At 34.4% G+C, this 16,540-nt stretch carries 14 protein-coding genes; 2 read left to right on the plus strand and 12 right to left on the minus strand.

All coding sequences use genetic code 11. The features are described from left to right. Positions 1-257 precede the first annotated feature (257 nt). The gene (locus ACT29H_RS16265) at positions 258-1,427 is read left to right on the plus strand and encodes an MFS transporter (RefSeq protein WP_444822713.1); all 1,170 of its coding nucleotides are present in this window, start codon (positions 258-260) and stop codon (positions 1,425-1,427) included. Here ACT29H_RS16265 and nadC read toward each other — a convergent pair. The 3 genes from nadC to ACT29H_RS16280 form a co-directional block, all read right to left on the minus strand. Next, positions 1,424-2,266, minus strand: a complete 843-nt coding sequence (gene nadC / locus ACT29H_RS16270) for a carboxylating nicotinate-nucleotide diphosphorylase (RefSeq protein WP_444822714.1) — start codon at positions 2,264-2,266, stop codon at positions 1,424-1,426. The two genes, ACT29H_RS16265 and nadC, sit on opposite strands and share 4 nt — an antisense overlap. 360 nt (positions 2,267-2,626) lie before the next feature. Continuing rightward, the gene (locus ACT29H_RS16275) at positions 2,627-3,037 is read right to left on the minus strand and encodes a DUF4783 domain-containing protein (protein ID WP_444822715.1); all 411 of its coding nucleotides are present in this window, start codon (positions 3,035-3,037) and stop codon (positions 2,627-2,629) included. Between the two features lie 190 nt (positions 3,038-3,227). Further along, a complete protein-coding gene (locus ACT29H_RS16280; RefSeq protein ID WP_444822716.1) occupies positions 3,228-3,470 on the minus strand; it encodes a hypothetical protein in 243 nt (80 codons plus the stop codon). A gap of 3 nt (positions 3,471-3,473) precedes the next feature. On the opposite strand from ACT29H_RS16280, the gene ACT29H_RS16285 reads away from it, so the two are divergent. Then, complete coding sequence (locus tag ACT29H_RS16285) at positions 3,474-4,718, plus strand: ABC transporter permease (RefSeq protein ID WP_444822717.1); 1,245 nt, start codon at positions 3,474-3,476, stop codon at positions 4,716-4,718. Positions 4,719-4,725: 7 nt separating this feature from the next. Here ACT29H_RS16285 and ACT29H_RS16290 read toward each other — a convergent pair whose 3' ends face one another. From ACT29H_RS16290 to ACT29H_RS16330, 9 genes are read right to left on the minus strand one after another with little or no spacing between them, the layout of a single operon-like run. Further along, complete coding sequence (locus ACT29H_RS16290) at positions 4,726-5,466, minus strand: WecB/TagA/CpsF family glycosyltransferase (protein ID WP_444822736.1); 741 nt, start codon at positions 5,464-5,466, stop codon at positions 4,726-4,728. 14 nt (positions 5,467-5,480) lie between these two features. Next, the gene (gene asnB, locus ACT29H_RS16295; protein ID WP_444822718.1) at positions 5,481-7,319 is read right to left on the minus strand and encodes an asparagine synthase (glutamine-hydrolyzing); all 1,839 of its coding nucleotides are present in this window, start codon (positions 7,317-7,319) and stop codon (positions 5,481-5,483) included. 6 nt (positions 7,320-7,325) lie between these two features. Next, entirely contained in the window at positions 7,326-8,570 is a 1,245-nt protein-coding gene (locus tag ACT29H_RS16300; protein WP_444822719.1) for a polysaccharide pyruvyl transferase family protein, read from the minus strand. Positions 8,571-8,575: 5 nt separating this feature from the next. After that, positions 8,576-10,516, minus strand: a complete 1,941-nt coding sequence (locus tag ACT29H_RS16305) for an alginate lyase family protein (RefSeq protein ID WP_444822720.1) — start codon at positions 10,514-10,516, stop codon at positions 8,576-8,578. A gap of 48 nt (positions 10,517-10,564) precedes the next feature. Then, entirely contained in the window at positions 10,565-11,797 is a 1,233-nt protein-coding gene (locus ACT29H_RS16310) for a Coenzyme F420 hydrogenase/dehydrogenase, beta subunit C-terminal domain (RefSeq protein WP_444822721.1), read from the minus strand. Continuing rightward, positions 11,790-12,845 (minus strand): glycosyltransferase family 4 protein, encoded by a 1,056-nt coding sequence (locus ACT29H_RS16315; protein ID WP_444822722.1) that lies wholly within the window; start codon positions 12,843-12,845, stop codon positions 11,790-11,792. The genes ACT29H_RS16310 and ACT29H_RS16315 overlap by 8 nt, the downstream gene beginning before the upstream one ends. Then, on the minus strand, positions 12,826-14,103 hold the full coding sequence (locus ACT29H_RS16320; protein ID WP_444822723.1) for an O-antigen ligase family protein: 1,278 nt from the start codon (positions 14,101-14,103) through the stop codon (positions 12,826-12,828). Before ACT29H_RS16320 ends, ACT29H_RS16315 begins: the two co-directional genes overlap by 20 nt. A gap of 11 nt (positions 14,104-14,114) precedes the next feature. Beyond that, a complete protein-coding gene (locus ACT29H_RS16325; RefSeq protein WP_444822724.1) occupies positions 14,115-15,278 on the minus strand; it encodes a Coenzyme F420 hydrogenase/dehydrogenase, beta subunit C-terminal domain in 1,164 nt (387 codons plus the stop codon). After that, positions 15,271-16,539, minus strand: a complete 1,269-nt coding sequence (locus ACT29H_RS16330; RefSeq protein ID WP_444822725.1) for a polysaccharide pyruvyl transferase family protein — start codon at positions 16,537-16,539, stop codon at positions 15,271-15,273. The genes ACT29H_RS16325 and ACT29H_RS16330 overlap by 8 nt, the downstream gene beginning before the upstream one ends. Between the last annotated feature and the right edge of the window lies 1 nt (position 16,540).

A 16,540-nucleotide genomic window follows, 5' to 3' on the forward strand; every position in this document is an offset into this window, starting at 1 on the left:
ATATAACACACGATTTAAAAGATACTCTGGAAAACCTGTGGCATTTTCAGCTTACAAACCTTAACTAAACGACATTGATAATTCGGGATAAAAAGGAAAGGGTAAAAACTTATGCCCGGCGAATTTCATTAGTATATAATTATTATAATTCATTGGTCTCATTGAACTCGCATGGCTTAAGTTATACATGTTTTTATTGTGACCAATCTTTATGGTCATGCTCGTTTCATTCGGCACAATGAATTAAATCTTTTCGGATGACACACAAAGACAAAAGTACCGGATTCAAAACTTTAGATGTTTTTCTGATTTCGTTGACCCATCACATCCATGACGTTTACACCTCCTTTTTAGCGCCCATACAGGTATTAATTCTGGAGAAACTGTCGATCAACTATACGCTTTTTGGTTTATTATCAGTTATTCAGCGTTTACCAACGCTTTTAAATCCGTTGGTCGGGATATTAGCCGATAAGGTACGAATCCGCTACCTGATGATAGTGGCGCCATCGCTGACGGCCGTATCGATGAGTCTGATCGGGTTGGCACCCTCCTATTCCTTTCTGGTCATTCTGATGCTGGTATCGGGCATCAGCTCAACCATGTTTCACGTTCCCACACCGGTAATGATCAGACTTATTGCCGGCAACCGTACCGGACGGGGCATGAGCTTTTATATGGTAGGGGGAGAACTGGCCCGCACACTGGGACCTATTGTGATATTGGGAGCCATCGATTTGTGGGGACTGGAAGGCACCTTTCGGCTCATACCGGCCGGGATCCTGGCATCGCTCATCCTGTTTTTCCGCTTTCGACATGTCGACCTCAGGAAAAGAATCCCCCATGACGGGGCACAACACAATGGTTATACAGCCACATTGAAGAAATATCTCCCGGTACTCTTAATCATTGGAAGCATCACCCTCAGTCGGGGGGTCATGAAAAGCTGCCTCACCTATTATTTGCCGGGATATCTGGAAAGCACCGGTTCCTCACGATGGATGGCCGGCATCTCTCTATCCGTAATATTTTTATCGGGAACAGCCGGAACCCTTTTATCGGGTACCATTTCCGATTTCATTGGCCGACGCAATACGCTTTTGATCGTATCCATCGTTTCTCCGCTATTGATGGGCCTTTTTATCCTGGCCAAAGGCTCGTTCACACTCCCCCTGCTTATCGTGATGGGCTTCTTCCTGCTGGCTCCGACACCGGTATTCCTGGCCATCATCAACAGCCTGAAAACCGATCATCTGCCTTTTGTGAACGGCCTTTACATGACCAGTAATTTTCTTTTCAATTCCATCACCACCCTTGCCACGGGGTATGGGTTCGACCATTTCGGGCATCAAACCACATTTATTTTTGCTGCTTTTGCTGCACTAATGGCCATCCCCGCAGCTTTAAATATCAACAAAATCCATTAAATGGCCTTGAGACTCATATCCAGACTTCGTATATGGTGCGTCAACGCCCCTACGGATATGTAATCCACCCCGCATTCGGCATAGCTTCGGATGGTCTCTTTGGTGATGCCACCGGATGATTCGGTCTCATACTTGCCATCGATCAGCTTCACCGCTTCACGAGTGGTTTGGGGATCGAAATTATCGAGCATGATACGGTCAACCCCTCCTACCGCCAGCACCTGACGCAACTCTTCCATATTTCGGACCTCAATTTCAATCTTCAAATCCTTACCCACCGTCTTCAGGTATTGATGAGTGGTTTTAATGGCCTTTTCAATTCCTCCGGCAAAGTCCACATGATTATCTTTAAGCATAACCATATCGAAAAGCCCCATCCGGTGGTTTTCGCCTCCGCCAATCTTCACGGCTTCTTTTTCAAGCATGCGCATCCCCGGCGTGGTTTTGCGTGTATCCAGGATTTTGGTATTCGTGCCCTCCAAAAGTTTAACATACTCACGCGTTTGCGTTGCTATGCCACTCATTCGCTGCATAATGTTTAGCACCAACCTCTCCCCTTTCAAAAGAGTCAGTACTTTGCCCTTGACAGTAAAGGCCACATCCCCGGGTTTAACCAGCGTTCCATCACCAAGAATAGGATGAATCTCTATATCGGACTGCAGATGCCGAAACACGTCAAAAGCGACCTCTACACCCGCAAGTACACCGGCCTCCTTTACCAATAGTTGTACCTTCCCTTCCGCTTCGGACGGGATACATGCCTGTGAAGAATGATCCCCGTCGCCTACGTCCTCTTTTAATGCATTGATGATAAATGATTTCAAATATTCGTCGTTCATTCGTAAGTGTTTAATTCTTAGTTTTTTGTATTTAGTGTTTAGTTCCTTTAGTTTTTCAACCCCATCAATCAATCCCCTCAATCTATTAACCTAATAATCTATACTTCCCCCCTTCTACCCTTTCCCATTCCTTCCTGTACATCAGAATTAAATTTTAAGATATAAGAGGAACAACTGCCTATCTTCTCCATGCTCTATTCCCCATGCCTTTATACCAGCATATCAATCCCCTCAATCAAATAGCCAATCAACCTATCAACCTATCAACCTATCGGCCTATCGGCCTATCAACCTATTGACCTATTGACCTATTGACCTATCAACCTATTGGCCTATTGACCTACCAGCCTACCAGCCTAACTACTCTTGTTTCTCAATCCTAATCTGGTGGATCAGAGAACGGTTATCGCCCGATTTTTTCACCAGGAAATAGATTCGGAAATGCTCATTGACACATTTATACTCCCCAATGGCAAAAGTGGCACTTTGGCGAGATCCATAGTGAAGAACATGAAATGAAGCCACTTTATGGTCAGAAAAAAAATCTTTCAAAATAAAATGGGCTTGCTGACGGCTAAAAATTCCGGTCTTACCCGGAAGTACCAACTCTATCTTGTCATTTAAAAAGGAAGTAAGCGCATTGGCATCCCCTTTTTTTACGGCCTCTACCACTTTAGGGGGCAAAGGAGCTTTCCCGGCAGTCTGGGCATCTAAAAACCCAATGGCCAGAAAAAAAACCAAAAATGGCAGAAGTTGTCTGATCTTTTTCATATCTAATTTCAAATTGTGTTGTCAATGATATCCCACAACCGGCATCATCCAATTCATTTTTTACTTCAATACTATTGGCATCTCACCTACGCAAACCGCCAAATGACAACCACTAACCATCAATATGATGAGTGGTCGAAAACATGCCAAATAACCGAAAATGTAATACAAAAGTAAAAGATTGCAAAAACTAAACCACAAAAGAGGTATAGTTTTTTGAATAAATGGTGTTATCGCCCTGAAGAAGTAATTCGTGGTTAGTGTTTAGTAAGTAGTCACTGATGGTTAGTAGATAGATTGTGTTATGTATGAGCCAAATTCCATTACTCTTGTTATCTTTGCATCGACGATAAAGGCTGCCTAACCGGCATCTCCAACGGGTAAATACCGATACAAATAACCGGAACGTCACCACCCAAAAAAAACTAGACATATCATGAAGCTGGAACTCTTCATATCCAACAAAATACGCACCGGAGGAATCTCCGGAAAACGACTGGCCCGACCGGTCATCCGGGTCTCCATTGCCGGTATTATTCTGGGCATGGTGGTGATGATTATCTCTATTGCAACCGGTATGGGCTTCCAAAAAGAGATCCGAGAAAAAATCATCGGATTCGGGAGCCACATCCAGGTGGTGAGCTATGATTTCAACCTTAGCTTCGAAACCAATCCCATTAAACAGGATTCTGCCCTGGAACAGCAATTGAAGGAAGTCCCGGGCGTGCTGCATCTCCAACGATTTGCCACAAAACCGGGCATCCTGAAAACAAAAGATCAAATGCAGGGAATGATATTGAGGGGAGTAGGTCCGGAATTCGACTGGTCATTCTTCCGCACCATTCTTAAAGAAGGCAAGGTGCTGACGCTAAAGGGAGATAAAACATCGCCGGGAATCCTTATCTCCGACGAGGTGGCCCGTATGCTACATCTTAAAGTGGGCGATAAGGCGCCAATGTATTTCTTCGAAAATCAAATTAGGGCCAGAAATTTTAAAGTGGAAGGCATCTTCGACAGCAACCTGCCGGATCTGGATAAAACGTTCATCATCTGCGACATCCGTCAGGTACAAAGACTTAACAACTGGAAGTATAATCAAATTTCGGGCTACGAGTTACTTACCGGCAACTTCGAAAACATCATGGAAACGGGAGCATTGGTGGCGGATGTGGCCTCTGCCTATATTTCTCCCAACGGCGACATGCTACGTACGCGATCCATCCTGCAAACGCAACCGCAAATATTCGGATGGCTCGACCTCCTCGACATGAACATCACCGTCATCATTGGTCTGATCATCCTCGTGGCAGGCTTTAACATGATTACAGGTCTGCTCATCCTCATCCTCGAACGTACCAACATGATCGGAATCCTGAAAGCGATGGGTATGGCCGACTGGCCCTTGCGAAAAGTCTTTCTCATCCTCGCCTCACAAATTGCGCTTAAGGGCCTCTTCTGGGGGAACCTGATTGGTCTTATCCTCTGCTGGGCTCAGAAACAGTTTGAACTCTTCAAACTAAACCCGGAAAACTATTTCCTCGAAACCGTGCCCATACACCTCACCTGGACATCCGTCCTTCTCCTCAACGCCGGCGCCATCATCGCCATCTTCCTCATGATGATCGGCCCATCCTACCTGGCCGCAAGAATATCACCGGTCAAGGCGATTAGGTTTGAGTGAGGGGGGATTACTTTTGGCCGCGACCGCTCTTAAATTTCTCTTTTAAAACCAACCAAATAAACTTGGAATTACCTATTAAATAACGTTTCCACATGCGACGGGGTTCTTGAATAAACCTATAGAACCACTCCATACCAATTTTTTGCATCCACAGAGGTGCTCGCTTCGTTATACCTGCAACAACATCAAAACTACCACCAACCCCCATAACAAATGGGACATTCATAATATCCTTATATTTATTTACAAAAACCTCCTTTTTAGGAGAACTAATTGCAACAAAAAGCATATGCGCCCCACTATTGGCAATTTGTTTTACAACCTCTTCCTCCTCTTCTTCATTAAAATAGCCATTCCTATATCCGGCTATAATTTTTTCAGAATACTTTTCTTTGAAAACTTCCACCACTTTTTTGACTACTTCTTCCTTCGCGCCCAAAAAAAAGCATTTGTAACCTTCCTCATGAGCCATCTCTACAAGTTTCAGCATTAAATCAATTCCTGCTACCCGCTCCGGCAAAGCCTTACCCAGAAAACGACTCGCCCAAACAACTGCCATCCCATCAGCATTAATTATGTCTGCTTCTAAAACAGACTTTCTCAAGGCTTCATCTTTCTGCATGGCTACAATCTTGCCTGCATTAACGACTACGTGTTGGGTGAAATGATTTTTATCTATGCAATTTTTTATTAATTTAATTGTTTCTTTTAATGTCAAACTTTCAATTGGGATGGATAAAATTTTCACTTTCAAAACAATTTCTAATTAAAATTTTCTTCAAACCAAAAATTGAGACTTAAAAGCAAAAATAATTGCTTTTCCATATTTTCTCCATTTAAATGACGAGAAATTATCTTCTCAATTTCCAATTGATTAAAATATTTACCAAACAAAGTACCAGGTTGCAATAATATTTCTTCTATTTTCCATATATTACTTTTAAACCATTCTTTAGTGGGAGATTTAAAACCTTTCTTTTGACGATTAATTATCTCTGGTGGTAATAAAGTCTTTGCAAACTCTTTATGAATTATTTTACCACCTTTAAGATTAATTTTGTATTGAATTGGCAACGATTCAACAAACTTAATTAACTCTAGATCAAGGAATGGCACTCTATTTTCTAAAGAAAAATTCATGGTTATTTTGTCAGAATACATAAGCAAATCATCCGCTAAATTTGCTCTGGCATCGATTTTCATCATCCTTTCGGTACTACTTTCCAAATATTTGCATTTAAAGTTATTATACAAATACAGGAATAAATCATGGGCTCTCTTTTCCCTTTTGCCAATCAATCTAAAAATTTCTTCATCAGAAAAAATGGAATACATCTTAATAAAACGTCGAATATCATTTGATTCCGAAAGGCTATTTATGCCCCGTAAAAAAATTTCTTTACGCTTGAAAGGCATCCATTTTAAAATATTAATCCCCGCTTTCAATAAGTAATTAGGAGTATGTTCACGAAGTAATTCACCTTTATAGCGAAAATATCCCCCCAATGGTTCATCGGCTCCTTGCCCAGAAAGAACAACTTTTACATATTTTGAAGCTAACTGAGATAGATATAACATAGGCACAACTGATGTAGTTGCAATTGGTTCTTCTACAATTAAATTGCATTTTTTTAAAGTTTTTATAAAGTCATCAAAACTTATCTTGACATAATGATGTTCAAGATCTAAAATTTCAGCAGTTTTTTGAGCTTCTTCTATTTCATCACTATCATAATGTCCTTCAAAACCCACAGTGAAAGCCTTCATTTTATAATTAACCCTATTTCTTGCTAGGGCAGCAACCAATGCTGAATCAATTCCTCCGCTTAACAACACCCCAATTTCAACGTCCGACATTAATTGCCTATCCACTGCATTTGTTATATATTTACCATATTCAGTTACCGCTTTTTTGAAATCTCCTCTAAAAGATAATTTCTCATAATTGCCGAATTTTCCAAAATCATACTTTAAATTATAGTCGGAAAAATCTATTTCTATGTAGTGGGAAGGCTGAACCTTGTTAATATCTGAAAAAAGTGTATAAGGAGATAAATTATACCTTAACATTAGAAGAGTCGCTAAGTTTTCATCATCTAATTTCATAGATGAATTTCTTTTAATTCCCCTTATCTCAGAAGAGAAAATAATTGTATTCTTGGTTTTATGATAATATAAAGGTTTTACTCCATGAGGATCTCGCGCAATAAGTGCTTTTCTATTCTTTAAATCAAATATGGCTAAAGCAAAAATCCCATTCAAATCTTTTAATCCATCTTTCCAGTTTTTCTTTAAATAATAAAGAATCGTTTCAGTATCTGAATGTCCCCTGAAACTAACACCACTAAGTTTACTACGTAATTTTTTATGATTATATATTTCGCCATTAAAAATAACAACATAATTTCCACAATCAGAAATCATTGGCTGATGCCCTGCTTCAGATAAGTCTACTATGGAAAGTCTTCTATGTCCTAAATAAATTTCACTCTTATCAACACTAAACTTTTCCAAACCGAAGGAATCAGGACCTCTATGAAATAGTATATCTAGGTCCTTCTTCCCCAAAGGGATATTTATACTTCCCAATATTCCACACATAACAACCTATTTTATTAATTCATACAAAACTTCATTATTTAATTCAGCCTTTTCAATAACCTTTTCTAAAGCATTTCTTTGTACAGATTTATATTTATTTAGATTATTAATCACATTGTTAAAAATAGTCATAAAATCAGAGACATTTAGTTTAGCTAGCTCAATTGAATTTTCTGGAACATTAAACGCTTTCATAAATTCAGTGCTCTTTTCCTGATATGCTATCGCAATAGTAGGAACACATTTTTTTAAAGCATAAACAATTGAATGCGTTTTTGTTCCTATAAAAATCTCAACAGAAGAAATCAAACTTTCTGTTTCTTCTGGAGTTAAATCATCTTCAACAACCTTCGTTTTATCTTCCCTATTAATAAATTTCTTAATTTCACCAATTATTAACCTATCCCCAACTTCCTTATTCCTAAAACTCTCCATTGGTATAAATAAAATATTATATCCATACTCATCAATTATTTTGGTTAATATTTCACCCATTAGGGCAATATATCCCTCACGTGAATAATATTGAGAATAATATATGTGATGAATGGTAATCCCTATTAACTTGTCATTTTCTTTTTTTAAAAACATTTTCCTTTCAACGTTCTTATTTAAAAATACAACTTCGCCCGTTAAAATCATTTTTTTGTTCTTATCATAACGTAACGAACTTCCTTCCCGTACTGTAATTTTATCGCAAAAGTTAATGGCTTTCCCCGTAATTAACCTGACTATTTTACTCCAAAATCCTTTGAAAGGTCCAATCGTTTGTGCATAAATCATAGTTTTCTTTTTTAATTTATGCGCAAACCACATAGAATAGTAATGTGAAAAAACTACTGGAAATTTATTTAAGGTTGTAAAAAAATGTCCACCGGGCAAGACAACAACATCAGCATTTAAATATAATTGAATTGTCTTCCGTCTATTAACAGGTATAAATTTCAAATTAGACAGATTAAAAGTAAATAGCTTAACCCAGATCCAAGAATAAATAACCCACAGAATCTCTTCCAAGAAATAAAAAATTTTATATAAACCATTTGGTGCTTTTTTAATTCGGCTATAATCAATTAACCAGTGAGCTGATTCAACATGATATTCCTTCATTGCCTTTTCTGGATCATACGATGTCAAAAATATTTTAATATCATTATAATATTCTTCAAGTGAATACTTCATTGCATGAACAACTGAAGTATCCCCTTTATTAATGTTATAATTTTGAACTATAAGAATGTTTTTTCCCATTACTATTATTTTCCTAAAGTAAACGTTGTAATTAATTGTTCTCTATCTTTAACTATTCCTCTAAGGCTGACTGTTTTTTCAATTTTTGAAAATTCCGGTGAATACCATCCTGATATAAAGGGTTCTTTTTGGCCATAAAAAGCTTTTAAATCATAATCTGATTTTATCACCAATTTGTTACCATCCTCTAAATTAATTTTGTTATTCTCAAAATTTAAATTAGGATATAACTGTAATGAAAAAATTATATTAACCCCTCCCTTATTTTTCCCAGCAAAAATTCTATCGATTATTTTCAATTCAAAAATATCCTTTTCCAATAAAATATAACGGATATGTTTTGTGCCATCGGGAAATTTACATCCTGATTTAAATGAAAGTTGTTTTTTATTGTTAAAATAGTCAAAGATTTCACCTTTTATTTCTGCTTTATTGTGCCAATGATTAAATCCAAATTTTAATGCATGATCTTGACTATTTACGGAAATCGTATTATGCGCTAATGCACTTCTAAAGTAATTTCGGAATAGAGGATCCTTTCTATAGCAATAAGTACCCGGATCAATAAAAACAGGTTGACCGTTAATGGAAAGAAAAAAAGAATTTAAATCCGAATGCGAATGAGCAGCAATACTCAAATACCCGAATGAACCTGACCTAAAATTAAAATATATATCATTCCCCAGATTATCTTGAAACCAACTAACAATATGACCTCCTTTTTCATAATATTTCGTCTGACTATGTTTTTTGCAACGCTTTTCAACCGAAAAATTTCTCCCAAACAATATTCGATTTCTAAAATCAAATAACCCTTTATTAATCCGTGGAATAATTAATGATGGGTCATTAAAAAATTTAGCCCCACTCTCAAGACATTGAATAAATGCGGATTGCGAAGACTCAAATTGAAAAGGAAGTACATGGAAATTGTCTCTATCTCCATAATCAAAAAAGTTGCCATAGTTATCAAATGCCCCCCTGAAAAAACGAAACATATTTTTCAGTCTTAAGAAATAAGTATCAGAAAATAAAGAGGGCCCAATCTTCTTATCCAAAAGTCCGGCAAAAAAAAACCAGTCTGTTACTTGATATTGATAACCAAACCCACATTCTTTGTTCTTTCCATCTGAAAAGTTTTGCTGAATGATTAAATCCTCTAGTTTTTTATGCACTTTTAAATATACATTTTTCCCTACTTTAGTCAAACATGAAGAAAAGCTTTTTAAAATAGAAAAGACACCAACTAATTCTGCTGTTAAATGATTATTTGCCGAAGAATACAGAGACAGTGTATTCAAAACATAATGAATATGTTCATTAAAAGTACCTATTAGTTTTTCTCTTATTTTTTTTGTTCCATCCTTATTATTTAAATTAAGTATATTCCAAATAAATAAAAACGAAATAAGTCTTTTGGATACAATAGTAGGTGAAACCCATCCCATACCATAAGGAAAGGGATTTTTTTCAATCCAGTTTTCTATTGTATCAATTATGTTTTCAAATAATATTGAATCTTTAGTAATAAAATAGCGAACCGATTGATCTACCAAAAAATGCAGTCGGTGCATTTCAAGAATATTCTTTACTTCACGATCACTGTAATCGCTCAAAGAAATTTTTGAAACATGGCTTTTCGGATAAGCAAAATTATCAACATAATCAAGACTCCAATTTATTTTGGTTATTTCAATATTTGCCCCATACAACTGAAGTACAAAATCATTTGGAAGGAATTGTAAATATTCATCATCTAATCGCAATTCATCTATACAAAGGAAATAATTTATTTCGGGACTATTTTTTTTAATATACTCTCTTACTTTCGTTGCCCTTAAACTCCTAACAATCATCTGGGTCTTAAATCGATATAAAACCTCAAAAAGACTCATTGATTTTAATCGATTAAATTTCCATAAAATATCTTTCAATTTTAATTCCATCGTTTTTTTAAAAAAAAATCAAACTCGAATTATTTGTTCAAAACAATCTCAGAATTTAAGAAATTTTTTGAACCCCCTAGTAAATCCTAAAAAACAAACAGGGTAATGCTTGTAGGGAAAGAAAGAAAGAAAGAATTTAGCGAAAAAATACACCAAACCACCCACAATAGAGAAACAATTAGAGTTAATTTCAGAATGCAATATTATTTTGTTGCGAATATTTTTTAATTTAAGCAAGAACAAAACAGAGCCTGTGGGTTTCATATGTCCCTGTACTTTTAAAACTTTTTCAAAATTATCTTTTTTAATGATTATACTTTTATTCCCGCTTGCTTCCATTAAAAACTTTTGTCCTCTTTTACTATAACACAAAGCTGTTGAAATACCATCACAATTTCCCTTTCCACGAAAATGCCATGCGTCACAAAAACTAATATCCGAATCCTTCCCAAAATGGTCATCACAAAATATACAAGCATCAACACCAGAAAGAATAGAGGAAAATAATCCTCCCATTGCCAACCTTGATGTATGCGGAATTTCAATTACTTTTTTATTTATTTCTATTTTTTGGCTTCCTGGCCATCCATTACCTCTAAAAGTATATTTTTTTAGTCGATTTTTTTCAACTTTAAGACTTTTCAACTGCTTTTCTACAGCAATCCATTTCAAGGTCTGTCCACAAACCAAAGAAAACACCAATGCAATTCTCGCACTAAACTTCTTCCTCAATCCAAGATATTTTTTCAAAGACCTAATATGGCATGGTAATCCTACATACGCAATTTTTTGAAATGATGTATTTTCAAGCTCATTCAACAATATATTAACAGGTACCTGGACATATTTTGAACCTTTAGCAAGAAGAACCTCTTCAGGGTCGGTTAGAATCACACTTTTAAAATCATTTAGATTATGCCCTGAAACAACTACCACTGCGTCAAAAGTACCTGATTTCAAACCCTCAATCAACAATTGAGTAACCAACCCACCACTCGATGCATTATAACGAATATCAGAATTACTAGAATACCCGGAATACGAAGCTATAGGCCTCTCAATCCCCTTTTTATAGTGCAAAGAGGAAAAAGGACAAACTTTTGTACATAATCCACAATTAGTACAAACACTAGGGTCAATTTCCGGTCGAAATTGACCATCTTCTTTTAGGCTAATTTCTATACAGCCTACAGGACAAATTGACTGGCAAGTACCACAACCTGAACACAAACCATTATTAGCGATCCAATTAACAGACTTATTAATATTTACGTTACTCATTTATAGCAGAAAATATTTGTTTATATTGCTGTACTACTGCATCTTTACTGTATTTTTTTACTACCAATTCTCTAGGCTTATAATTTCCAAGGTTTTTAATGGCTCTTATAATTGCTTTTTCAAAATCCTGATAATTGTCAAGTTCAAATAATTCACCAGTTACACCTGGAATTATATATTCCTTTAATGCAAATGCATTTGTCCCAACCACAGGTTTTCCACAGGCCATTGCTTCCAAACCAACTAACCCTAAGCTTTCCGCTTTCCTTTTTGTAGGAAATAAAAAAAGATCAATGCTCCAATAGAAATTAACCATCTGCTCCTTGGGAATTGGAAATTCAATAACCACATTTTTCAAAACTTTCAATTGATTAACGAATCTTTTTTTTTCTGCACCATAAGCAATAACCTTTAGATAGATCTTTTTATTACAGATTCGTTCCAAGTTTTTTATTCTTCTGGCTAACAGCAAAATTAAATCAGCACCTTTTTCAGAAGTTAAACTTGATCCAAAACCTAAGGTTATAATGTTACACTTTTCATTCTTTAATTTCGAAAATTTCTTTGTATCTACCCCACCACTAGGACTTATAAAAATATTTTTAAATCTTTGAATACCTAATTTTTCCCTAACTTTTTCCACAAAAAAATTAGATGGAACTATTGCGATGTGTTTTTGGGGAAGAAATTTATACGAAATTTTATTCAAAAAATTTTTTCTCCAATTAGGAGGAATAATATCAGTCCCATGCCAATGAATAATAACATTTTTAAATTTTCTTATTCTTAACATTAAAGGGAAGAAACAGTATGGGTAATTATTAATATAAATAACGTCATATTTTCTATATTTAAACATCATGAGCTCTCCCAGGAACCTAACATAATAAAAAAATTTAAATACTTTCCCCTTAAAATTTGTTTCCAAAACTAAAAGCTCAACCATCATGTTAGCGTCATGCAAACACTGCTCTATACTTTTGATATATGTTGAATACTGGGGATTTATTGTACTTGGATATCCATTATTAATCAATAGAACTTTCATAAGAAAAAGGCATCTTTTGGGGGTCGTATTTTAAAACAAAAAAAACAAAGACTGAGAAAACGGATGAAACAATTGGACTATTTAGAGCATGCCCAGCATAAAAAGAATGTCCAACATAAACAACAAATCCAATAAGTAACACAAAATAAAATAAGGTTTTAGTCTTAAAAAACATCAATTTAGACTTCAAAAAGAAAACAAAGGGTAACATTAAGAAAAATCCTCCTAAAATTATTCCATAACTTCCAATATAATCAAGGAAATCTATTTCAGCATATGATAGTTCATTGAAGTTTATTTCTCCTAAATAATTTATTTCTTTTGAGAAAGCAAATTTTCCATGGCCAAAAAAGAATTCCCCAAAGTCTGAATCTGAAATAATTTTTAATCCAGCCTCAGCCAGCCAACCTCTAGAATGTCGGCCTCCAAGTAAAGCTTCAAGTGTAAACTTATTTAAAATATATTGATTTTCTGTTATTATTTTATAAATAAAAAAACCGCCAACAGTTAATACCCCGAAAACAAAAAAGAACATAAGATTTTTCGAGATTCTTGAAAGATTTAAATCCTTAAACCTAAAAAAAATTATCCCCACAAAAATCACAGCCCAAATCAATATCGAACCAGCTATCCCTGCTCTTGTCCCAAGGAAAATGCATCCTGCTGTAATAACTATGCTATAAAAATAAAACACAAGCTTTTTTTGTGTCAACAAAAGATAAATCACAATTAATAAACTCAACAGCAAAGATAAAGAAGTGTCATTTTGAGCAGGGAAAAATGACTTTATCCCAAAAGAGTAATCACCATATGTATCAAGACCTATACCAAATATAAAAGAAAAAACAATAGCTCCCCCCCCAATAGCTCCAAATAAAGATACACAATTTAGAAGTTTTAATTCATTGATACTATTTCTGTAATACAATAAAAAAGAAGAAATCACGTATAAATAGAGGCTTCTGGAAATCATTTTAATTTCAAACGCAAAATCATAAAATTTCTGAGTAATTAACCAAAAAAAATTAGAAATCACAAAAAGAAAGATAATAAATACCCCAAAATAAGTTAAAATACTGCGTTTTTTTAAAACAAAAGGAAATAAAACAAGAAAAATAATACCTCTATATAGAACACCAATTGAAAAATCCTTATTCAAAACAATTTGAATATATCCATTTAATAGATCGAAAAAAATGGAGCCTGGTATAATGAAAAGAGGGAACCACTCAGTAATTAAAGTTTTTTTATTTATCAAAAAAAAATTCATTATCTTAAAAAAATTCGATAAAAAGCCTTTAATAAAAGAGACGGAGTATAAATTGCTATTTTAGACGATACAATAATTGCTGCTATTTTCCTTATTCTTAAGAGTTTTCCCCCTAATTTTCTTTCTTTTTGAAATTTACTCGAAAGTTCTTCTTTGTCTTTTAAAGTTTTAAAACTCTGAGATTTAATCACATTCTTAATTTGTTCTTCTCTAAAAAAAATATGATTTTTAGCAGATTCAAATAATTGGGATCCCTTTTTTGAATGAACCCAAAAAAAGCTACTTCCTTTATTGTCTGAAATCATGTATTCTTTCAACCAAGCATCTCCAACAGATATATCCGAATTAGCACCAAGCGCATCTCTACATTTCATACAATAATCCGGAGTAAAACAAAAAGTTCCCCACATAAACCCAAATTTAAAATCAGTAGAGGCGGTTTTTTTCCCCCCAATTGATGTTATTCCGGGCCAACCACCACCTCTATAATTTATCATTTCATTTTTGCTTGTTACTTTTAAGTAATATCTTATAAAGTCGGAAAATCGTTCATCCTTAGTTTGTTTGCAAAATAATGAAATAGTATATAATTCTTTTGATTTAAGTCTAGGTGAAATTTTATGCAAAGCTTTAACTGCCCCAATATGACAAGGCAAACCTATCACTAAAAGTTTTTTTGCTTCTTTTTCTTCAATTTTTTCAATATAATCTTTAAGTAAAACGACTTGGCGATATATAGATCCTTTTGGGAGAAACTCAGCATCCTCTCGTTTTAAATAATTTATTAATATCTCATTATTTTTTTTTTGACTAGCACAAACAACAATATCAACAATTCCATTTTTTAATGCGTCTTTCGCCAATTGCGAAACAATACCTCCAGATGCTGACTCAAATCTTAAGAAAGAATCAAGTGAATATCCATAATAAGCTAAAGATTTCAGTTCATTTACGTGTGGAATTTCAGAATTTTCCATTTTTTCTTTTAGCGAACAAACTCTAAAGCATAAATTACATTTAATACACTTATCCCAATTAATAGCTGGCCATATTAGCCCCTTGTAATCAGTCTTAAATGTTATGGCTTTTGTAGGACAAATAGTTTGACATGCCCCACACCCGCTACAAAAATTTTTGTCAATATTTAAATTTTTGTCAATCACAAAAAAAAGGTTTTAATATTTTTTGAATTTCTCCTAATGTTTTCTTTTGTTCAGATACGTTATTCTTAATAGAAGATGAAATTCTATCTCTATCCTGTAATACATTTTTAATCTTAACAGAAAGTTCATTTAAACGCTCCAACTCAACAACAAATCTTTCCTGCCCTATATTTTCCATAAAACCAGCAATTTTGAACTGCGAAGAAATAGCTATTGTCGGTATTGCTTGAGAACAAGCCATAATAGTTACATGCATTCTTGTACTAATAAAGAAATATAACTGAGATAAAAGCGTCGTATATTCCTTAGGAAAAAATAATCTATTTGCCAAAATACTTACTTCATACACTTGTCTAAGTTTCAAATAAGCTTGATAACAAATTTCATAATCAGAGCTGACACCATTTTTGATATAGTTTGAAGGCAATATAAGAATTTTATATTTAGACGGATCAACTTCTTTTCTTACCACTTGAAGAATTATATCAAGATAATTTTGGGGGCCTTCTATTTCTCCAGGAAATTTAGACAAAGTAAGACCAATAACTTTTTTAGAATCTTTTTTTTCAAAATAATCATTTACGGAATACTTTGAAGTATCTCCAACCTCCTGCAGTAATCCAACATCAACGGAATAAGCAATCTGCGATTTTTTAAACCCAATTTCAAATAGTTTTTTATAAGAATTTTGATCTCTCGCAATCAATAAAGATGCGTCTTTTAATGCATGAAATACCAAAAATTTATTAAAAAAATTGTCAAGAGGCCCAATACTTTGAGGAAATAAAACAAATCTTTTCCCCATACGGATAGTAATCCAATAATTGAATAACCAGAAATATAAGGCTTGATAAAAATTATCATTTATAGCCTCCCCAATAATACTAACACATACATCTGCCTTTTTAATCTTATCAAAAGCTCTTTTTTGATAAGAGTTAAATGACAACTTTTGGGGAGATATTTTAAAAGTATACTGATTAAGAATTTGCAAAAAAACAAAAACAATATTACTTACAATCCATACAATCTTTTGAAAAAAACTTTTGTTCCGCCAAAATACCCCAAACATAGGATAATCAACATTCTTATATTTGATTCTATTAGTTTCTGGATCCATAGACAATAGATTAACAGTTACATTTGGATTAATTTCTTTAATTAATTTTATGCTATTATCTATTAAGACACCATTTCCTATGTGAATAGAACTTAACGAGTCTAATATTAAAACATTTTTGCTTTTTAATACTTTCTTCATA

This window comes from Thermophagus sp. OGC60D27 (assembly GCF_052400625.1).
Taxonomy (GTDB): domain Bacteria; phylum Bacteroidota; class Bacteroidia; order Bacteroidales; family Marinilabiliaceae; genus Thermophagus.